Origin of the sequence: Streptomyces aquilus, from assembly GCF_003955715.1 — a bacterium.
Lineage (GTDB): Bacteria > Actinomycetota > Actinomycetes > Streptomycetales > Streptomycetaceae > Streptomyces > Streptomyces aquilus.
In genome coordinates this window covers 792,111-810,721 of sequence record NZ_CP034463.1, presented here as the reverse complement: position 1 = coordinate 810,721, position 18,611 = coordinate 792,111, and the positions used below count along the sequence as shown (strand labels likewise).

Genomic DNA, 18,611 nt, shown 5'->3' with positions numbered 1-18,611 from the left:
CTCACCAGGGGTCAGGTGCCGGTGCGGATGCCGATCTCCCAGCTGCGCAGCATGCCCGCGGAGCCCTCGACCGCGTCCGTGACCTTGAGCTGCCAGCTGCCGGTCACGGCGTCGCCGATCAGCGGCGCCAGCAGCGACGGCGGTTGTGAGGTCAGGGTGAGACGAAGGTTCTTGGTGTCGCCGCCCGTACGGTTGTGGATCACGGCCCGGCGGCCCGACGGCGCCAGCAGCACCACCCGCAGATCGCCGATGCGGGCGTGCTCGATGTCGATCGAGACGGTCAGGTCGCGGACCGTGCCCGCGCCGTCCAGGACGATCGAGTCGGTCAGTCCGCCGGTGTTCTCGTCCGGGATCTCGGCGCCCGGGGCCGACCGTCCCGTGATCTGCGCGCCCGAGACGCCCTGTTCGCCGGTGCTGAAGGTGATGACCTCGCCCGGGGCGCCGATCCGGGAGAGGGTGAGACCGGATTCGCTGCCGTCCCACCACAGGGACGCGGGGTGGCTGCCGTGCGAGAGCGCGGTGCCCGCGATCGGCCCGTACAGGTCGCCGCCGTCACCGAAGTTCAGCCCGGTCTCCAGGTCCAGGTGGCCGTCCGCCTGGAGCAGCGCGCACTGGTAGTGGCGTACCTGGTTGCCCTGCTGGAACTCGTTCGACCCCTTGATGTCGCAGTGGTAGACCGCGAGTCCGCTGGAGGTCAGCCGGGAGTCGAAGCCGAGCCTGCTGCGGTTCTCGACCAGGTAGTACTCGACGTTCTTGCGCTGTGGGTTGTGGTAGATGAGCGCCTTGTCGTACTCGCCCTGCACGGCTTCGTACTCGCCGGGTGCGGAGATGTCGACGTCCTTCGTCCAGCCCACGAGCCGGCGCAGGTACACGCAGACCGCGGACGGCAGGAACCCGTCGCCCAGATGGTCCCCGGCCGACATGGCGCAGTAGGTGCCCATGCCCGCGCTGGTGAAGTCGTCTCCCTCGCGCTCGACGGTTCCGTAGTCGTAGAGGTCGGGCCAGCGGCACAGCAGGTGTCCGCTCTCGTGGCAGAAGGTGCCGATGCTCAGGTCGGCGGCCGTGTCGCCGATGCTGGTGACGGTGTAGAAGTCCGTGCGCACATCGCCGATCTGGGCGGGGAAGCGGGAGTTGTGCGGCCACAGGTCCTCGCGGAACTCCGTCTGCCCGGCGTACATGATGCACACCGAGTCGACGATGCCGCGGTCGAGGGAGTCGAAGCGGCTGAAGTCCACGCCGGCGTCCGCGGCCGCCTGTAGTGCCTCCGGCACGAGTTCGCCCCGGTGCTGCTTGAGTCCGTACGCCAGCCTCGGCCGGCTCATGCGGAACGGGCCGACGACCGTGTTGGTGAAGCGGAGCTTGCCCGTCGACATGGTGCGGAAGAACTCCTTGACGGAGCAACGGTTGCCGTTCGCCGTGAAGTTCGGGCTGTTGAGGAGGGCGGAGACGTCGTCCACCGTGACGTCCGTCGCCGTGTCCGGGAAGTCGACCAGGATCGTCAGGCCCTGTACGTCGCCCGCCGTCAGGGCGTCGCCGGGCAGCAGGCCCTTGACGGGGCCGAAGGTGAGCAGGGTGTCGGGATCGAGGTGGGCCCGCTCCTCCTCCGGGATCGTCCGCAGCACCCGGTCCTTGAAGACCTCCCGCCGGTAGACCTGGCCCTCCCGCAGATGCCGGGGCAGGCCCTCGGGCGGGGGCTGGGACAGCGGAACGCCGCTGGAGACGAACCGGCGTCCGGGGCCGGCGCTGTCGGTCTCCGCGTAGCAGTAGGCGCCCCGGTCGGCGTCGTAGACGACCGAGTAGCCGTCGACGGTCTCGTACCGCGCGTACTTGTCGTCACCGAAGGCGACGAGCTCGACGGCGCCGCCCTCCTCCTGGTGGAAGGTGAGCGTGTCACCGAAGATGCCACTCATCGCACAAGACCTCCCGAAGCGGCGCACGAAGGTTCTCGACCTCAGTGTGGAGCGCGGGGGAGAAGCCCCACAGGGCAGAAGCACCCACATCCGGCAGGGGTAGCGTTACCCCTGCCAGGAGGCCGCGGGGATGATGTCGTGCGTGAGGGCGAAGCGGGTCAGGTCGGCCCGGCGCCGGGAGCCGACCTTGTCGCGCAGCCGGTCCAGATGGGAATGGACGGTGTGCTCGCTGATGCCGAGCCGGGCGGCGATGGCGTGGTCGGTCTCGCCGTGCGCGATCAGTTCCAGGATCTGCCGCTCGCGATGCGTGACATGGCACGAGGGCTCGGTGTCCGGTCGTACGGCGAGATCAGCGGAGACGTACGAGCAGCCGTCGGCCACCAGCCGGACGGCGGCCAGCAGTTCGGGCTCGTCGGCCTGACGGCTGAGGCAGCCGCGGGCGCCCGCGCGCATCGCGGGCACGGCGTTGTTCTCCCGCGCGGAGCAGAACACCAGGACCGCCACGCCGCCGCCGGCGAGCCGCCCCACCACCTGGGCCAGGCAGACGGGCGTCAGCTGGAGGTCCACGAGAGCGACGTCACCGGCGGTGAGGACACGCGCCGCCTCGTCGGCGGACCGGGTGGCGAGGACGAGCGTGAGCCCGTCGGCGCCTTCGATCGCCTGGGCCACGCCGCTGCGGAGGAGCGGACAGTCGCCTACGACGGCGACCTTCCTCGCTTCCGCCCGCATCGCCACCTCACTCCGCCCGGGCCGCCGCCCCCGGCGGCGGGCATGGCCTCAGAGCTCCAGTGTTGTGCCTCCGGGGCGGACCGGCATGCGGAGGAGCCGGACGGCCCCGGAGGCGCTGCGAGCGACCCGGGTCACCGAGCGCTCGCGCGGCGGCCCGACAGGGCGAGCACGGCGAGCACGGCGAGGAGGATGCCGGCGAACCAGGTCATGACCGTGACCGAGGAGAAGCCGAGGGTGGCCACCCCGATGCCGATCGCCGGGAGGGTCAGTCCGAGGTAGGCGATGAGGAACAGACCGGCCAGCGCCTCGCCGCGGTGCTCCGGCACGGCCAGGGCGGCGACGGTGCCGAGGGAGGCCTTGAACAGCACGCCTGCCCCGATCCCGGCGATCACACCGCCCGCGAGGAAGGCGGCCAGGTCGGCGGTGTGCATACCGGCGACGAGCGTCACCACGCCGACCGCCTGTGCGGCCTGCCCGAGCCGGCTCTTCGCCGCGGTGGACAGGCGTGAGGTCAGGCTCTGCGCGGTGGCCGCGCCGCCGAAGACCATGAAGACGATCGCTCCGGCCAGCGCCCGGGAGGGGTGGTGCAGGCTGCCGGCCACGAAACCGGGGGCGACGGAGGTGAACAGGCCGAAGACCGCGAAGGAGGCGAAGGCACCCGCGGCGGCGACGAGGTAGCCGGCCCGGTCGCCGTGGTCGAGGCTGATGCGCTGCGGGCGGTAGGAGGGCCGCACGAACTGCTCCTCGACCGTCTCGGGCGCCAGCGCGACGGCGACCAGCGCGAGCACCAGCAGGACGGCGAAGACGAGGTACGGGGTGTGCAGGGGCACGGCGACGAACTGGGCGAGGAGTCCGGCGACGAGGGCGCCGACACCGAGGCCGCCGATGTTCGCGCCGGTCGACACCAGCTCGAAGCGCTGGGTCGATGCCTGCGGACGGTGAGCGGCGTGCAGTTCCTGGAGGTGGGCGGTGGCGGTGGCGGTGATCATCCCGACCCCCAGCCCGGTGATGAAGCGGGCGGCCAGCAGTACCGGAAGCGCGGTGCCGGTGAGGAAGAGGACCGCGGCGAGCAGTTCCAGCGCGAGCGCCGGCAGCAGGATCTTCTTGCGGCCCACCCAGTCGGAGACATGTCCGGCCAGCAGCAGACTGACGACGACGCCGACCGCGTAGACGGCGAACACGACGGTGACCATGAAGGTGGAGAAGCCGTCGCGTGCCATGTACAGCGGGTACAGCGGGGTGGGAACGGTGGAGAACGCCATCGCGGTGAGGAAGGCGAAGGCGACGAGGCCGAAGCCGATGCCGTGGCGCCGGGCGCCGGCCTGGGGCCGCATCGCCGTGCGGCGGGCCGGGGTGACGGGCCGGTGCTGGGTGGACGCCGTGTGGCTCATGGGAGCCTCCAACCGAAGAAACCGAAGAAGGTGGGTGAACGCTCAACAGTGTTGCGCGGCCCGATCATCGCGTCCAACGCAAGTAGAAGACAGTCACCATCTCTCTGAGAGATAGTTGTGCGTATGGAACTGCGCCAGCTCGAGTACTTCGTCGCCGTCGCCGAGGAGAAGAACTTCACCCGCGCCGCCGCCCGGCTGCACATCGTGCAGTCCGCGGTCTCCGCCACGATCAAGGCCCTGGAGCGCGAACTGGGCGCCCCGCTGCTCGACCGCAACTCCAAGCGGGTGCTGCTCACCGACGCCGGCGCCGCCCTGCTGCCGCGGGCCCGCGCCACCCTCGACGCCGCGCGCGAGGCCGCCGATGCCGTCGCCGAGGTCCACGGCGGACTACGGGGCACGCTCCGCCTGGGCACGCTGACCTCGGTCCGCCTCATCGACCTCCCGGCACTGCTCGGCGAGTTCCACCGACGGCACCCCGGTGTGCTGCTCCAGACCTCCGCGGCGCAATCCGGCTCCCAGGGCCTGGTCGACGCCTTGCTGGACCGGCGCCTGGACCTCGCCTTCGTCTCCCTGCCCGGTCCGCCGCCGGCCGGCCTCACCCTGATCGACCTGGCCTCCTCGGTGCTCGACCTCGTCGTCCCGGTGGGCCATCCGCTGGCGGAGCGCGACAGCGTGCCGCTCGCCGAACTGGCCGGCCTGGACTTCGTCGACTCCCCGGCGGGCTACGGCAACCGGGCGGTGGTCGACCGCGCCTTCGCCGCCGCCTCGCTGGCCCGCCGCGTCGCCGTCGAGATCACCGACATCGGCACCGGCGTCGACTTCGTCCGCAACGGACTGGGGGTCGCCCTGCTGCCCCGCTTCATCCTGGGCGACGCCCCCGGGGTGGTCACCCTGACCGTCGACGACGCGGACCTGGAGTGGCCACTGTCCCTCGCCGCCGCGGCCGACCGCCGCCCCGGGGCAGCGGCCCGTGCGATGGTCGCGCTGGCCCGCGAACAGGTCGCCTGACCGGCGCCGGGGGCGCTCCGCGCCCGGTTGGCGGCTCTGGCCGCGCCGCGTCACCCATGGGACTCTGACCTTCGCCCACGACGGGGAGGCTGTCGCATGGTCTACGAGGTGCCATGGCGAGAAGCACGGTGCAGCCGGCCGTCCGTGAGCTGATGGCACAGCGCCCCCCGGCCCGTGAGCTCGACACCACGGTGACTCGGGTGGCGACGGCTTCACGTTGTGCGCCCACGTCCGTGTACGACCGCTGACGCACGACCAGGTGAAGGTCGCGCCGGCCTGCTGGGTCGTCAACACGGACGCGGCTCGCCTCGTGGGCTGACGCGGACGGCCACCTCGCCATCACCGTCCCCCGCACCGCTGCCTGAGAGGTGTGCGACTGATCGGCGGCTCCTGGCGGGGCAGGCTCGGCAACGCCTACGGCGTTGCCGAGCCGTCCGTCGTGTCGAGGGGGTCGACGCCGGCGTCGCGCGCCAGGTCGAGGAAGCGCCGGAGGCTATCGGCCGGCATGTCGAGGCCCTCGCACGCGGACTGCTCGTCGCCGAAGACACGGACCGCCTCGGCGACGGCGACGGCCAGTTCGGACTCCGCCTTGCGGACCTTGCCCTCGGCCTTGTCCACCACGTCGACGGCGAGCAGCTGGCGGCGCTGCCGTTCCTGAAGCCGCTGCTTGCGAGAGAGGGACTTTTCGGGGTTGTGCACTGTCATGACCAAGATCATAGTGGCACGCGGCGACGGCATCCCGCCCCCCAACTCACGTCCGCCGCAATCGTGTTGAGGCGCACACGGGGACGGCTTACGCGCTTACGCGCTCACGGCTTTCGTGCGAGGCCGCCGTGCTCGGCCACGACCTCCGGAGTCGCGGTACCGGGCTCCGGCCGCCACTGCGTGACCGAGACAACGGCGGGCTCGATCAGTTCCAGGCCGTCGAAGAACGCGGTGATCTCGTCGACGGTGCGCAGGTTGTACGGCACCGCGCCGCTGCTGTTGTAGGCGTCCTGGGCCTGCTCGAAGACCGGGTCGATGCCGCGCGAGCCGTCGTTGATGGACAGGTAACTGCCCGAGGGCAGTGCGCTCATGAGCCGGGTGACGATGGAGCGGGCCTGGTCGAGGTCGGCGACATGGCCCAGGATGTTGCTGAGGATCAGTCCGGTGGGCCGGTCGAAGTCCAGCGTCTTCGCGGCGTCGGCGAGGATGCGGTCGGGGTCCGTGACGTCGGCGTCGATGTAGGCGGTCGCCCCCTCGTGGGTGGAGTAGAGCAGGGCACGCGCGTGTGCCAGGACCATCGGGTCGTTGTCGACGTAGACGATCCGCGCCTCGGGGACGATGCTCTGGGCCACCTCGTGGGTGTTCTGCGCGGTCGGCAGCCCGGTGCCGACGTCGAGGAACTGCCGGATGCCCGCCTCGGAGACCAGGTACGTGATGTTGCGGCGCAGGAAGGCGCGGCTGCTGCGGGCGATGGTGACGATGCCGGGGAAGACGGCGGTGTAGGCGTCGCCGGCCTCCTCGTCGACGGGGTAGTTGTCCTTGCCGCCGAGCCAGTAGTTCCAGATCCGGGCGGAGTGCGGCACCGACGTGTCGATCTTGTGATGCTCTGCGGGTTCGGGTGCCGTCACGGGGTCAGTCATGAGTCGCGTCAGTCTTTCAGCCGAGGTATGGACCTTCCAGGGCCCAACCTACGACTGAACACCCGCTGCTCGCCTGCCTGTTCGGGCATCCTGTTCGATCGGACCGAGTGACGTGGTCGGAAACCCCTCGATTTGCATCCCGTGGTGGCCCGCGATCAAGGTGAGGCCCCCAGACGCTCCCGACGAACCAGCGACCGTGCACACAACCCGAGGAGAGCAGTGACCCGTTGGTCCGCCGCCCTGACCCAGGCCGGCATCACCGACCCGCGGCTGAGGCGTTCCTACGACGCCCAGCGCAAGCTCGTGCGGCGCAACCGCCGTGAGGAGTACCTGGCGGTCAGACTGCTGCTCCCGGCCCGGATCCACCCGGCTGTCATCGCGGCGGTCGCCTTCATGGACGAGACCGACAGACGCATCGACTCCGGAGACATCCCCGTACGCCAGGACGCGCTCCGCACCTGGGACCGACAGACGACGGACGCCCTGGCCGGCGGCCCCACCGAGAACGAAACCCTGCGAGCCCTGGCGGACACCGCGCGGCGTCACCCGGTCCTGGGCGTACAGGTACGGCACTTCCTGGACGGCGCACCGGTGGAAGCCACCTGGTCCGGCTTCGCGACCGATGCGGACTTCCAGGACTACGTCGACCGCTACTCCCTGCCGGCCCTGATGCTGACGGCCTCGCTGATCGGCCCGGAGCAGGGCAGCGAGCACCACGAACGGTTCCGGCACGGATGCCGCCGCCTCATCGAGGCGATGCAACGCACCGATTTCCTGGCCGACCTGGCCGAGGACGTCGGCCAAGGGCGCGTCGGCATCCCCAAGGACGAACTGGAGCGGCACGGGCTGGACGTCGACGGACTGCGCGACCGGCCAGAGCAGTGCGCACCGGCGCTGGCGCGCCTTGTCGACGAACAGGCGGCGCGCGCGGACGCCATGCTCCCGGAGTGCCGACGCCTGCCGGACCTGGTCGCCCCGCCGTACCGGCCCTTCCTGGCCGCGCTGATTTCGGTGCAGGTACTGCGACTTGATGCCGTGAAGGCCCATCGCGCCACTCTCCTGCGAACCGGGGCAAGCCCGGCGACCTTGGCAGCGCTGCGCATTCTGTGGCGGGGTTACCGGACGAGGTGAGTCAGTCGGGTCAGTGGCGTCAGTGGTGCCACGCCTTTCCGCCCGTGTTGTGGATGAACCGCTGCAACACCTGGAGGGTGGTCAGGTATTCCTCGTCGGAGACGCCCGCGTGGCGTTCCGTCCAGAGTTCGTCCTGAAGGGCGGCAGCCTTGTCGTAGAAGGCCCTGCCCCGAGTCGTGAGGGCCAGGTGTCCGTCCGTGTCCTCGGTGATCCAGCCCTGGGCGATGGTGGTGTCGATCTCCGACTCCATCGTTTCCGGGCCGGTCTCCAGGTAGTTCTGGAGGAGGCGGGACACTTCCTCGCGGGTCTTGGGGGTGTCCGCGCGTGCGACCTGGGCGAGGACCCACCACTGCGGCTGGGTGGTGCCGATGCCGGCGAGCGCGGCCCGGATGCGGGTGACGACGGCCTTGTAGGCCGCCCAACTCCAGTATCCGATGGGCTGCTTGATCAGTTCGGTGTCGCTGTGCGAGTACTCCATGTCCTCGGCCCCTTCGTCGGCTGGGTCGGTTCGACGGGATCGACCGTAGAAGCTCGACTTGACTTGAGGTCAAGGGGCGCCTGGCCAGTCCCACGCGTTGCCGGAAAATACTTCGCCGTCCGAATCGAGCGGATGGCAAGGTGCGCCGCATGGCACCCCAGTTCCAGATCCGTGCGGACTACGACGCTGACACGATCGTGGTCTACCAGGCGTACGCGCCTGCCATAGCCGACGCCGCGCTGCGCGCCGGGCGCTTCGTCGCGCCCTACTCGTTCCACCGTATGACCTGGATCAAGCCCTCGTTGCCGTGGCTGATGCACCGCAGCAACTGGGCCCGCAAACCGGGCCAGGAGCGCGTTCTCGCCGTGCGGATCACCCGGCAGGGCTGGGAGGAGGCGCTGTTCCGGGCCGTGCTCACGACCGCGGATCCGGCAGCCGTGGCCCGGGCGGCCGTACACGTCCAGTGGGACCCGGAACGCTCGCTGCGCGGAGCCCCGCTGAACCACTACAGCATCCAGGTCGGCATCGGCCGCGACCTGATCCGCACCTTCACCGACGACTGGATCGTCGGCCTCACGGACCTCACTTCCCAGGTCCGCAAGGCCGCGACGCTGACACAGAGCGGGCACGCGGCCAAAGCCCAGCGGCTGCTCCCGGCGGAGCGCCCGTACCCGCTGTCACGGGCGCTGGAAAGTCGCCTGTGCCAGGGGAGATGACGGTCCACCGGCGCACGGCGGTGATGCCCGACCTGATCACCACCGACATACGCACGGGCCGGTGGCCTCAGGCGGTCGATCCGAGGTCTCCCACCCGGCCCCTCGCTTTGCGGGGCCCCGCAGCGATGAGTTCTGCCGTGCCGTCCCGTCTGAATCCGTGCACCCGCTCCACCACACCCGAGGAGAGCACCGTGACCGCCACCTACACCTTCGACGGGCCGCGCCGGGAACACCCGGTCCGGTCGACGAGGTTGCACCGACCGAGGGACCGGCGCCGCGCGGACGGGGAACACGGAGACCACGAGGTCGTCCGCCCCACATGGATCCGGCCCCCAGGACCGCGGCACACCCGCCGCACTGCTTGGATGATCCGCACATATTGATGATCCACACATATTTCTGCAGGAGGACTCCTTCATGACCGACCGACCCTTGACGCTCATGGCAGTGCACGCCCACCCCGACGACGAGGCCACCGGGACCGGGGGCGTCCTCGCGCAATACGCGGCGGAAGGAATCCGCACGGTGCTCGTCACCTGTACCGACGGCAGTTGCGGTGACGGACCGGGGGGCGTGAAGCCGGGCGATCCCGGGCACGATCCGGCGGCGGTCGCCGAGATGCGCCGACAGGAACTTCACGCGAGCTGCGAGGTCCTCAAGGTCAGCGACCTGGAGATGCTGGACTACGCCGACTCCGGAATGATGGGCTGGCCGAGCAACGACGCCCCGGGATCCTTCTGGCGGACCCCCGTCGAGGAAGGCGCGGCCCGGCTCGCTGAGCTCATGCGTCATTACCGCCCTGATGTGGTCGTCACCTATGACGAGAACGGTTTCTACGGCCACCCCGACCACATCCAGGCCCACCGCATCACGATGGCGGCACTGGAGATGACCGAGCTGACACCGAAGGTGTACTGGACGACGGCGCCGCGCTCGATGATGCAGCGGTTCGGCGAGCTGATGCGCGAGTTCGGTGCGGACCTGCCGGAACCGGACCCCGAGGAGGCGGCGGCTCTCGCCGAGATCGGTCTCCCCGATGACGAGGTCACCACGTGGGTGGACACGACCGGGTTCAGCGACCAGAAGTTCGACGCCCTGGCCGCGCACGCCAGCCAGGGGGAGAACATCTTCTTCCTCAAGATGGGTAAGGAGAGGTTCGGCGAGTTGATGGGTGTGGAGACCTTCGTCCGCGTCCGGGACACCACCGGGGCGGCCGTACCGGAGAACGACCTTTTCGCCGGGCTGCGCTGATCCGCCCGAGCCTCGCTTCGAGAAGCGCTGCCGCCGTGCTGGTCCTGTCCGCTGGGGTGGGAGGTAGCTTGGTGGAGGAGGCCTTCGAAGGAGGGCGATGGGATGCCATGGTTCGTGTGGCTGCTCCTTGCCGCGGCGCTGGGCGTCGCGGAGTTCTTCACCCTGACACTGGTTCTGGGGCTGTTCGCGGGCGCGGCGCTGGTCGCCGCCGTGGTCGCCGGTGTGGGCGTCGGGACCCTCGGACAGCTCGTGGCGCTCGGCGTGACGGCGGCGGCGGGGCTGCTCCTGGCCCGCCCCGCCGCCCTGCGGTACATGGCACAGCCGCCGGTGATGCGTGACGGCAGCGACGCGCTGATCGGCCGACGCGCCGAGGTCGTGCAGGAGGTCACCGCGACCCGTGGCCTGGTCAGACTCGGTGGCGAGGAATGGACCGCGCGGGCCTTCGACGAGACTCACGTCATCCCGGTGGGGGCCCTGGTCGACGTCATGGAGATCCAGGGCGCCACCGCCGTCGTCTACCCTCGCGAGCTTCTTCCCTGAGCGGCTGAACGCAGAGCTATGGAGGCACTGTGGAACCAGTTGTCATCAGCATCGTCGTGGCGGCCATCGTCATCATCTTCCTGGTCGCCTCCTCGGTGCGGATCGTCCCGCAGGCGCGCCGCTACAACGTCGAGCGGTTCGGCCGGTACCGGCGCACGCTGCAACCGGGGCTGAACCTGGTGCTGCCGATGGCGGACCGCATCAACACCAAACTCGACGTGCGGGAACAGGTCTATTCGTCCGACCCGCGGCCGGTCATCACCGAGGACAACCTCGTGGTGAACATCGACACCGTGCTCTACTACCAGATCACGGATCCGCGGGCGGCGGCCTACGAGGTCGCCGACTATCTGCAGGCGATCGACCAGCTCACCGTGACCACGCTGCGCAACGTCATCGGCAGCATGGACCTGGAGGAGACGCTCACCTCGCGCGAGGAGATCAACTCCCGGCTGCGGGCCGTCCTCGACGACGCCACCGGCAAGTGGGGCATCCGGGTCAACCGCGTGGAGATCAAGGCCATCGACCCTCCGCACACCATCAAGGAGGCGATGGAGAAGCAGATGCGGGCCGAGCGGGACAAGCGCGCGGCCATCCTGCACGCCGAAGGGGAGCGGCAGGCCAAGATCCTCACGGCGGAGGGCACGAAACAGAAGGACATCCTGGAGGCGCAGGGTGCGCAGCAGGCCATGATCCTGCGGGCGGACGGCGAGGCGAAGGCGGTGGAGCTGGTCTTCCAGGCCGTGCACCGCAACAACGCCGACCCCAAGGTCCTGGCCTACAAGTACCTGGAGACGCTGCCGCACCTGGCGAGCAGCGACAACAACACGTTCTGGGTGATCCCGGGGGAGCTGACCGAGGCGGTACGGACCGTCACCCGCGCCTTCGGGGACGACGGGGCGTCGGCTCCCGCTCCCTCCGCCGAGCCTTCCGCCGGTGCCGAGCAGGCGCCGCACGAGGCCCGCGGTCCCGAGCTGGAGGCGGGCTCCTCGGTGCTGCTCGACGCCGCCGCGGCCGCCGACGAGGCCGAGAAACAGGCGGCCGCGGCGGTGAGCGACGCCAAGGCGGAGGCCGAGGCCGCACAGTCGCCGCAGGTGCCGCGCCGGGCGTAGCGGTACGGCGATCCGGCGCACCGGAGCGGGAATGAACGGCTGGGGGGCCGCGTTACAGACACTGCATGACATGACCGGGTCAATCGGCCCGGTGATGGTGGAAGGAGAACCTCATGGCACGCAGCACCGCGCGGCCCGTGGTCAAGCTCAGGTCGACAGCCGGTACCGGAGTGACCTACGTGACCCGCAAGAGCCGTCTGAACGACCCCGACCGGCTCGTTCTGCGCAAGTACGACCCGGTGGCCGGCCGGCACCTGCTGTTCCGCGAAGAACGATGACAACCGCCTCGGCCGCCGACCGAGGCACACCAAGGAGGCACCACCCATGAGGCCCGGCATCCACCCCGTCTCCCGCCCCGTCGTCTTCCGCGACCGCGCGGCGGACTTCCGACTGCTCACCCACTCCACGCTCGACGCGCAGGACACCGTCGAGTGGGAGGACGGCACCGTGTACCCGGTCGTCGACGTGGACATCTCGTCCGCGAGCCACCCGTTCTACACCGGCACCTCGCGGGTCGTGGACACCGCGGGCCGCGTGGAGCGCTTCGAGCGGCGCTACGGCCGTACGACTTCCGCCCGTCACTGACGGCGCCCAAGCCCTCCCACCCATTGGAAGGAGACCACTGTGAAGGTGCGTAACTCCCTTCGCTCCCTGAAGGCCAAGCCCGGAGCCCAGGTGGTCCGCCGACGCGGGGTGACCTTCGTGATCAACAAGAAGGACCCCCGCTTCAAGGCCCGCCAGGGCTGACACCTCGGCTCTCCGCTCCACAGCGGCCCGGCACCGTCCAGACGGTGCCGGGCCGCGCTGTCACCGACGCGAGCCCCGATCCCCGAAAACCCGCTTCAGACGCCCTGCAGAACGCGATCAAGCGCCGCCCGGCCCACCGGCCCCCAGTGCGGCTTGCCGCCAGGAAGGCCCCGATCTCCGTTCTGTCCCATGAGCATCAGGAACAGGCACTTCATCGCGGCCAGTCCGCGGGCGCGCCGGATCGCGGCGTCGTCCGCCCGCGCGTACGTGTCGAAGAACCGTGCGGCCGCGCCCGCGGGCAGCAGCACCCATGCGGCGGTGAGATCCCATGCCGGATCGCCGGCGAACATGTCGCCGAAGTCGACGATGCCCGAGAGCGTTCCGTCCGAGACGACGACGTTCGCGGGATGGAGGTCGCCGTGCACCCACACCGCCGGGCCTTCCCACGCGGGAGCCGCGACGGCGTCGTCCCAGACGACCCGGACGTCGGCGGCGAGGTCGTCCTCGGGGGCGACGGCCTGGAGGAAGTTCTCGAAGCCGTCCGTGCAGTCCCGGGGATGCGCGCCGCGATCCCTGGCGACCGGCGCATCGGCCGGCGCCTGCCCATGGAGCGCCCGCAGGAAGCCCGCCAGGGTGTCGGCCGCGTGGGCCCCGCGGCTGATCGCGCCGAGGTCCAGCGGCTCACCGGGAACCCACGTCATCACGGTCCAGTGCTTCGGGAACCGCGCGGACGGCTCGCCGAACCGCACCGGAGTCGGCACCGGCAGCGGCAGGCGCGGAGCCAGCACCGGCAGCCACCGCCGCTCCTTGAGTTGCAGCTCAGGGGTGGGGTCCATGCGCTGCATACGTACGGCCAACTCGTCCCCGAGGCGCCACATCTGGTTCCCCCAGCCGCCCGCCACCTCACGGACGGCCAGCCCCGCCAGGTCTGGATGCTGCTCCCGCAGCAGGTCGCGGACCAGGTCCGCGGTGATCTCGATCTCCGTGTCGGTCATGCGAAGTGACAGTACCGAGGCGGCACGCCAAGCGGCGCCCCCTGTCCGGAACGGCCGACCGCACGTGCCTAGGGTCGGCACGACAACCGGCCGCGGATGTCGAGAACGTGCCACCGGCTCCGTCCCAGGGACATCAGCGGCCACCACCGGCCGCACGACGAAGGAGAAGGAACCGTCATGGCGATTCAGCGGATGGACAACGTCGGCATCGTCGTCGAGGACATGGACGCCGCCATCGCGTTCTTCGTGGAACTCGGCATGGAACTGGAGGGCAGGGCGGAGGTCGAGGGCCTCTTCGCCGATCAGTGCACCGGACTCGACGGCGTCCGCTGCGAGATCGCGATGGTACGGACCCCTGACGGTCACAGCAGACTGGAGCTGGCGAAGTACCGCAGCCCGGCAGTGATCAAAGACGGGCCGCGCAACCGGCCGCACAACGTCCTGGGCACGCACCGCGTGATGTTCGCCGTCGACGACATCGAGGACACCGTCGCCCGCCTGCGCCCGCACGGCGCCGAACTCCTCGGTGAGATCGCCCGGTTCGAGGACATGTACCTGCTCTGCTACGTCCGCGGCCCGGAGGGCATCATCGTGGGACTGGCCGAGCAACTGGGCTGAATCCTCCGGTGCCGCTGCTCAGCCTCCGGCGGGCCGCCACAGCCAGCGCAGGGCGTCGGGGAGCAGCACACCGCCGTGGTTGGGGCTGTGGCCGCCGTCGCCCAGGACGAGCCGGAAGTCGTATCCGGCTTCGGCGAGCGCGGCCGCGACGCGCAGGTTGTGGGCCAGCCAGTTCGCATCCGGTGCGTTCCAGCGCAGGTCGCGATGGCCGGCTTGGAGGAAGACGCGCAGCGGTTTGCGGGGGGTGCGCGGGATCAGCTCGGGGTAGGGGTTGCCGCCGGGCATCTGCGGAAAGCTGGACAGGTACCCGATGACGCGGCGGAACCTGTCCGGGCGCAGCCACGCCGCGGTGAAAGCGCAGTTGCCGCCGCTGCTGCCACCGCAGATGCCCCACCGGTCCGGGTCCGCGGCGATCCTGTACCGCCGCGTGACCTCGGGGACGATCTCGTCCAGGAGGAAACGGGCGTAGCGGTCGTCGAAGGCGTCGTACTCGGTGTTGCGGTTCTTCGGGTTCTCGCGGTCGGGGGCGACGCCGGGGTCGACGAACACGCCGATGGTGACCGGGATGTCGCCGCGGTCCACGAGGTTGTCCAGGACGATCCCGCCGCGGACCTCGCCCTCGGGGTCCAGGTACCACCAGCCGTCCTGGAACACCATCAGCGACGCCGGCTGTGCGGGGTCGTACGCGGCGGGCACGTGGACCCAGAACTTCCGGGAGGTGCCCGGGTAGATCGCGCTGTCGTTCCAGTCGAACCCGAGTGTCTCGCCGGCCGGTACGCCGGGCTGGACGGCCGAGTCGGGGCCGTGGGCGTAGCGGACGTCCGACTGGTCGACCGGAAGCGGCTGGAAGGGCACCTCGATGCTCACGCGGGCCAACGTAGGAGAGATCACGGGCTCTCTCAAACGGGTTGTTCGTCGTCGAGCGCCCCGCCGGACTCCGCGAGCGCGGGGTCAGGCCGGTGCCGTTGCCGCGGTGTGTTCCAGGCGGACGATGACGCTCTTCGACGTAGGTGTGTTGCTGATGTCGGCGACGCTGTCGAGCGGCACCAGGACGTTGGTCTCCGGGTAGTAGGCGGCGGCCGAGCCCGGGGGAGTGGGGTAGCCGACGGCCCGGAAGGCTTCCGCGCGGCGTTCGACGCCGTCGGACCAGACGCTGACCAGGTCGACGAGGCTGCCGTCCGCGAGGCCGAGGTCGGCGAGGTCGGCCGGGTTGACGAGGACCACGCGCCGGCCGCCCTTGATGCCGCGGTAGCGGTCGTCCATGGCGTAGGGGACGGTGTTCCACTGGTCGTGCGAGCGCAGGGTCTGGAGGACGAGGTGGCCCTCGGGCGCCCGCAGCAGGGTGAAGTCGTTGACGCTGAAGACGGCCTTGCCGCTGGGGGTGCGGAACTCCCGGGAGTTGACCGGGTTGGGCAGGCGGAATCCGCCGGGGCGGCGCACCCGCTCGTTGAAGTCCTCGAAGCCGTCGACGACCCGGGCGATGCGGTCGCGGACGAGGTCGTAGTCGGTCTCGAAGTCCGCCCAGGGGACGTCCGGCGAGGAGCCCAGCACCTTGCGGGCGAGGCGGGTGATGATAGAGACCTCGCTCAGCAGGTGCGCGGACGCGGGGGCGAGGCGGCCACGGGTGGCGTGGACCTCGCTCATGGAGTCCTCGACCGTCATGAACTGCTCGCCGCCCGCCTGGCGGTCGCGGTCGCTGCGGCCCAGCGTGGGCAGGATCAGCGCGGTGCGCCCGCACACCGCGTGCGAGCGGTTGAGCTTGGTCGAGATGTGCGCGGTCAACCGGCAGGTGCGCAGGGCCTGTTCGGTGACGTCGCTGTCCGGTGTGGCCCGGACGAAATTGCCCGCCACACCGAGGAAGACCTTCGCGTGTCCGTCGCGCATGGCCCGGATCGAGTCCACGGAGTCCAGGCCGTGGCGGGTGGGCGGAGTGAAGCCGAACTCGCGTTCCAGGGAGTCCAGGAAGGCCTGCGGCATCCGCTCCCAGATCCCCATCGTGCGGTCCCCCTGGACGTTGCTGTGCCCGCGCACCGGGCACACGCCCGCGCCCGGGCGGCCGATGTTGCCGCGCAGCAGAAGGAAGTTGACGACCTCGCGGATGGTGGGCACGCCGTGCTTGTGCTGGGTCAGGCCCATCGCCCAGCAGACGATGACGCTGCGGCTGGCCAGCACCCGCTCGTGGACCCGCTCGATCTCGTCCCGGGTCAGCCCGGTGGCCTCCAGCACGGCGTCCCAGGAGGTTTCCCGGATGTGCTCGGCGAAGGCGTCGTAGCCGGTGGTGTGGGCCTCGATGAACGCGCGGTCCAGGACGGTGCCCGGCTCCTTGTCCTCGGCCTCGACCAGCATCAGGTTCAGCGCCTGGAACAGGGCGAGGTCGCCGCCGGGCCGTATCTGAAGGAACTGGTCGGCGATGGCGGTGCCGCGGCCGATGACGCCGCGGGCCTTCTGGGGGTGCTTGAAGCGCAGCAGTCCGGCCTCGGGCAGCGGGTTGACGGCGACGATGTGGCCGCCGCGGCGCTTGGTCTCCTCCAGGGCGGACAGCATGCGCGGGTGGTTGGTGCCCGGGTTCTGGCCCACGACGAACACGAGATCCGAGTCGTGGAGGTCGTCGAGGCTGACACTGCCCTTGCCGATGCCCAGGGTCTCACCCAGGGCCGAACCGCTGGACTCGTGGCACATGTTGGAGCAGTCGGGGAGGTTGTTGGTGCCGAAGGCCCGCGCGAACAGCTGGAGCAGGAAGGCGGGTTCGTTGGCAAGGCGGCCGGAGGTGTAGAACAGCGCCTCGTCCGGGTGGTCCAGGGCGCGCAGTTCACCGGCGAGGAGGTCCAGCGCCTCGTCCCAGCCGATCGGCTCGTAGTGGGTCGCGCCCTCGCGCAGGACCATCGGTTCGGTGAGGCGGCCCTGCTGGTTGAGCCAGTGGTCGGACTTCCGGCTGAGCTCGTCCACGGAGTGCTGCCGGAAGAAGTCGGCGGTGACCCGGCGGGAGGTGGCCTCGTCGGCGATGTGCTTGGCGCCGTTCTCGCAGTACTCGTTGCGGTGGCGCTTCCCCGGGGCGGGTTCGGGCCAGGCGCAGCCAGGGCAGTCGAACCCCTTGGTCTGGTTGATGTTGAGCAGGGTCAGCGCGGTCCGCTTCGGCGAGGTCTGGCGGAGTGCGTACTGAAGGGCGTGCACGACGGCGGGGGCACCGGTGGCCCAGGTCTTGGGCGCCGACACCGACAGCCCGTCCTCGCCCGGTTCGTCCACGTCGAAGTCCCGCATCACGCCACGCCCTTTCCGCCCTGTCCTCCCGCCCACTCTTCGCCCACGCGTCGGCCCAGGTCAAAGCGTTAGTTCCGATCACGTGAGAGGCGTTGCCGATCAACCCGGTGAACCGGCGGGCCCCGATGCCGTCGCGCCGCGGGCCATGGATCATGGGGAGGGTGCTGCTGCGCCAACTCGAATACCTCGTCGCCCTCGCCCGCGCCCGCCACTTCGCGAAGGCGGCGCAGGCCTGCTACGTCTCCCAGCCGACCCTGTCCGAGGGCATCCGGAAACTGGAGGACGAACTCGGCGTGCCCCTCGTGCAGCGTGGTCGGCGGTTCGAGGGGTTCACACCGGAGGGCGAACGGGTCGTCATGTGGGCCCGGCGCATCCTCGCCGACCGGGACGCGATGCAGGGCGAGCTCCAGTCCCTGCGGGCCGGGCTGAGCGGGCGGCTGCGCATCGGCACCGTGCCCACCGCGGCCACGGCGGTCGCCCTGCTGACCCAGCCGTTCTGCGCCGCCAACCCCCTCGCCACCGTCCAGGTCTTCGCCGACCTGCGGTCCGAGGACATCGTCAACCGGCTCCGGACGTACGAACTCGACGCCGCCGTGACCTACGAGAGCACCGTCGCCGCACACGACTTCAAGTTCGTGCCGCTCTATCAGGAGCGGTACGTCCTGCTGACCCGGCGTACCGCCCCCGAGTCGGGCCCGGCCGAGATCGCCTGGGAGGAGGCCGCTCACTACCCGCTCTGCCTGCTGCACCCCGGGATGCAGGGACGTCAGGTCATCGACGCGGCATTCGACTCGGTGGGCGTCCGGGTCACCCCGCGAGTGGAGACCGACTCGATCGCCTCGATGTTCGCGCAGGTCAGGGCCGGGCACTGGGCAAGTGTCGTACCGCACGCCTGGCTGCACGTCTTCGGCGTCCCGCCCGGCATGCACGCTCTCCCGCTGGTGGACCCGGTGCGCACCGAGCGGATGGGCCTGGTGCTGCCCGCCCGTGAGCCGGTCTCCCCGATCGGCCAGGCACTGCTCGACGTCGCGGACCGGACCGTGATCGCGGCGACGCTGGAGGGGCTCCCGGACTGACGGCGCGGTCCGGTGGGCCTGTTCGG

The 18,611-nt window shown here is 70.4% G+C and carries 20 protein-coding genes; 11 read left to right on the top strand and 9 right to left on the bottom strand.

What is annotated here, in order from left to right; translation table 11 throughout:
• Positions 1 to 11: 11 nt before the first annotated feature.
• From EJC51_RS47625 to EJC51_RS03880, 3 genes are all read right to left on the bottom strand, one after another.
• Positions 12 to 1,910, bottom strand: a complete 1,899-nt coding sequence (locus tag EJC51_RS47625; RefSeq protein WP_166682820.1) for a M6 family metalloprotease domain-containing protein — start codon at positions 1,908 to 1,910, stop codon at positions 12 to 14.
• Positions 1,911 to 2,015: 105 nt separating this feature from the next.
• Positions 2,016 to 2,639 carry a response regulator transcription factor gene (locus tag EJC51_RS03885; protein WP_126269696.1) on the bottom strand — a complete coding sequence of 208 codons (624 nt, stop codon included), beginning with the start codon at positions 2,637 to 2,639 and terminating at the stop codon, positions 2,016 to 2,018.
• A gap of 131 nt (positions 2,640 to 2,770) precedes the next feature.
• A complete protein-coding gene (locus EJC51_RS03880) occupies positions 2,771 to 4,030 on the bottom strand; it encodes an MFS transporter (RefSeq protein WP_126269695.1) in 1,260 nt (419 codons plus the stop codon).
• Positions 4,031 to 4,153: 123 nt separating this feature from the next.
• Here EJC51_RS03880 and EJC51_RS03875 point away from each other — a divergent pair, with 123 nt between their 5' ends.
• Positions 4,154 to 5,038, top strand: coding sequence for a LysR family transcriptional regulator (locus tag EJC51_RS03875; RefSeq protein WP_126269694.1), 885 nt, complete (start codon positions 4,154 to 4,156; stop codon positions 5,036 to 5,038).
• 414 nt (positions 5,039 to 5,452) lie between these two features.
• On the opposite strand, the gene EJC51_RS03870 is transcribed toward EJC51_RS03875, so the two are convergent.
• Positions 5,453 to 5,743 (bottom strand): hypothetical protein, encoded by a 291-nt coding sequence (locus EJC51_RS03870; protein ID WP_244362467.1) that lies wholly within the window; start codon positions 5,741 to 5,743, stop codon positions 5,453 to 5,455.
• Positions 5,744 to 5,847: 104 nt separating this feature from the next.
• Positions 5,848 to 6,663 (bottom strand): SAM-dependent methyltransferase, encoded by an 816-nt coding sequence (locus EJC51_RS03865; protein WP_126269692.1) that lies wholly within the window; start codon positions 6,661 to 6,663, stop codon positions 5,848 to 5,850.
• 219 nt (positions 6,664 to 6,882) lie between these two features.
• Between EJC51_RS03865 and EJC51_RS03860 the strand changes: the two genes are divergently transcribed.
• The gene (locus EJC51_RS03860) at positions 6,883 to 7,794 is read left to right on the top strand and encodes a phytoene/squalene synthase family protein (RefSeq protein WP_126269691.1); all 912 of its coding nucleotides are present in this window, start codon (positions 6,883 to 6,885) and stop codon (positions 7,792 to 7,794) included.
• Positions 7,795 to 7,813: 19 nt separating this feature from the next.
• On the opposite strand, the gene EJC51_RS03855 is transcribed toward EJC51_RS03860, so the two are convergent.
• A complete protein-coding gene (locus tag EJC51_RS03855) occupies positions 7,814 to 8,272 on the bottom strand; it encodes a MarR family winged helix-turn-helix transcriptional regulator (protein WP_126269690.1) in 459 nt (152 codons plus the stop codon).
• A 149-nt stretch (positions 8,273 to 8,421) separates the two neighbouring features.
• Between EJC51_RS03855 and EJC51_RS03850 the strand changes: the two genes are divergently transcribed.
• The 7 genes from EJC51_RS03850 (at position 8,422) to ykgO (ending at position 12,638) form a co-directional block, all read left to right on the top strand.
• Positions 8,422 to 8,988 carry a DUF4291 domain-containing protein gene (locus tag EJC51_RS03850; protein ID WP_126269689.1) on the top strand — a complete coding sequence of 189 codons (567 nt, stop codon included), beginning with the start codon at positions 8,422 to 8,424 and terminating at the stop codon, positions 8,986 to 8,988.
• 417 nt (positions 8,989 to 9,405) lie between these two features.
• Positions 9,406 to 10,239: a PIG-L family deacetylase gene (locus EJC51_RS03845; protein WP_126269688.1), complete on the top strand. Its 834-nt coding sequence runs from the start codon at positions 9,406 to 9,408 to the stop codon at positions 10,237 to 10,239.
• Between the two features lie 102 nt (positions 10,240 to 10,341).
• Complete coding sequence (locus EJC51_RS03840; protein WP_126269687.1) at positions 10,342 to 10,779, top strand: NfeD family protein; 438 nt, start codon at positions 10,342 to 10,344, stop codon at positions 10,777 to 10,779.
• A 29-nt stretch (positions 10,780 to 10,808) separates the two neighbouring features.
• Positions 10,809 to 11,891, top strand: a complete 1,083-nt coding sequence (locus EJC51_RS03835; RefSeq protein ID WP_126269686.1) for an SPFH domain-containing protein — start codon at positions 10,809 to 10,811, stop codon at positions 11,889 to 11,891.
• Between the two features lie 113 nt (positions 11,892 to 12,004).
• Positions 12,005 to 12,169: a 50S ribosomal protein L33 gene (gene rpmG, locus EJC51_RS03830; RefSeq protein WP_059193627.1), complete on the top strand. Its 165-nt coding sequence runs from the start codon at positions 12,005 to 12,007 to the stop codon at positions 12,167 to 12,169.
• Between the two features lie 46 nt (positions 12,170 to 12,215).
• Positions 12,216 to 12,476: a type B 50S ribosomal protein L31 gene (locus tag EJC51_RS03825; RefSeq protein WP_126269685.1), complete on the top strand. Its 261-nt coding sequence runs from the start codon at positions 12,216 to 12,218 to the stop codon at positions 12,474 to 12,476.
• Positions 12,477 to 12,515: 39 nt separating this feature from the next.
• Complete coding sequence (ykgO, locus tag EJC51_RS03820) at positions 12,516 to 12,638, top strand: type B 50S ribosomal protein L36 (RefSeq protein WP_014669332.1); 123 nt, start codon at positions 12,516 to 12,518, stop codon at positions 12,636 to 12,638.
• 95 nt (positions 12,639 to 12,733) lie between these two features.
• Here the strand turns inward: ykgO and EJC51_RS03815 are convergent, their stop codons facing one another.
• Positions 12,734 to 13,633, bottom strand: a complete 900-nt coding sequence (locus EJC51_RS03815) for an aminoglycoside phosphotransferase family protein (protein ID WP_126269684.1) — start codon at positions 13,631 to 13,633, stop codon at positions 12,734 to 12,736.
• Positions 13,634 to 13,810: 177 nt separating this feature from the next.
• Between EJC51_RS03815 and EJC51_RS03810 the strand changes: the two genes are divergently transcribed.
• Positions 13,811 to 14,251, top strand: coding sequence for a VOC family protein (locus tag EJC51_RS03810; RefSeq protein ID WP_126269683.1), 441 nt, complete (start codon positions 13,811 to 13,813; stop codon positions 14,249 to 14,251).
• Positions 14,252 to 14,269: 18 nt separating this feature from the next.
• Here EJC51_RS03810 and EJC51_RS03805 read toward each other — a convergent pair whose 3' ends face one another.
• Together EJC51_RS03805 and EJC51_RS03800 are read right to left on the bottom strand one after the other, a co-directional pair.
• On the bottom strand, positions 14,270 to 15,118 hold the full coding sequence (locus EJC51_RS03805; protein WP_126269682.1) for an alpha/beta hydrolase: 849 nt from the start codon (positions 15,116 to 15,118) through the stop codon (positions 14,270 to 14,272).
• Positions 15,119 to 15,202: 84 nt separating this feature from the next.
• Positions 15,203 to 17,509: an FdhF/YdeP family oxidoreductase gene (locus tag EJC51_RS03800; protein ID WP_126269681.1), complete on the bottom strand. Its 2,307-nt coding sequence runs from the start codon at positions 17,507 to 17,509 to the stop codon at positions 15,203 to 15,205.
• Between the two features lie 161 nt (positions 17,510 to 17,670).
• Between EJC51_RS03800 and EJC51_RS03795 the strand changes: the two genes are divergently transcribed.
• Positions 17,671 to 18,585: a LysR family transcriptional regulator gene (locus tag EJC51_RS03795; protein ID WP_126269680.1), complete on the top strand. Its 915-nt coding sequence runs from the start codon at positions 17,671 to 17,673 to the stop codon at positions 18,583 to 18,585.
• Positions 18,586 to 18,611 lie beyond the last annotated feature (26 nt).

What these genes read in the sequence shown, in the direction of transcription:
- rpmG (WP_059193627.1), top strand. Translation starts at nt 12,005, where the DNA reads ATGGCACGCAGCACCGCGCGGCCCGTGGTCAAGCTCAGGTCGACAGCC.
- EJC51_RS03875 (WP_126269694.1), top strand. Translation starts at nt 4,154, where the DNA reads ATGGAACTGCGCCAGCTCGAGTACTTCGTCGCCGTCGCCGAGGAGAAG.
- EJC51_RS03800 (WP_126269681.1), bottom strand. Translation starts at nt 17,509, where the DNA reads ATGCGGGACTTCGACGTGGACGAACCGGGCGAGGACGGGCTGTCGGTG.
- EJC51_RS03850 (WP_126269689.1), top strand. Translation starts at nt 8,422, where the DNA reads ATGGCACCCCAGTTCCAGATCCGTGCGGACTACGACGCTGACACGATC.
- EJC51_RS03855 (WP_126269690.1), bottom strand. Translation starts at nt 8,272, where the DNA reads ATGGAGTACTCGCACAGCGACACCGAACTGATCAAGCAGCCCATCGGA.
- EJC51_RS03825 (WP_126269685.1), top strand. Translation starts at nt 12,216, where the DNA reads ATGAGGCCCGGCATCCACCCCGTCTCCCGCCCCGTCGTCTTCCGCGAC.
- EJC51_RS03845 (WP_126269688.1), top strand. Translation starts at nt 9,406, where the DNA reads ATGACCGACCGACCCTTGACGCTCATGGCAGTGCACGCCCACCCCGAC.
- EJC51_RS47625 (WP_166682820.1), bottom strand. Translation starts at nt 1,910, where the DNA reads ATGAGTGGCATCTTCGGTGACACGCTCACCTTCCACCAGGAGGAGGGC.
- EJC51_RS03885 (WP_126269696.1), bottom strand. Translation starts at nt 2,639, where the DNA reads ATGCGGGCGGAAGCGAGGAAGGTCGCCGTCGTAGGCGACTGTCCGCTC.
- EJC51_RS03880 (WP_126269695.1), bottom strand. Translation starts at nt 4,030, where the DNA reads ATGAGCCACACGGCGTCCACCCAGCACCGGCCCGTCACCCCGGCCCGC.
- EJC51_RS03865 (WP_126269692.1), bottom strand. Translation starts at nt 6,663, where the DNA reads ATGACTGACCCCGTGACGGCACCCGAACCCGCAGAGCATCACAAGATC.
- EJC51_RS03870 (WP_244362467.1), bottom strand. Translation starts at nt 5,743, where the DNA reads ATGACAGTGCACAACCCCGAAAAGTCCCTCTCTCGCAAGCAGCGGCTT.
- EJC51_RS03840 (WP_126269687.1), top strand. Translation starts at nt 10,342, where the DNA reads ATGCCATGGTTCGTGTGGCTGCTCCTTGCCGCGGCGCTGGGCGTCGCG.
- EJC51_RS03810 (WP_126269683.1), top strand. Translation starts at nt 13,811, where the DNA reads ATGGCGATTCAGCGGATGGACAACGTCGGCATCGTCGTCGAGGACATG.
- EJC51_RS03815 (WP_126269684.1), bottom strand. Translation starts at nt 13,633, where the DNA reads ATGACCGACACGGAGATCGAGATCACCGCGGACCTGGTCCGCGACCTG.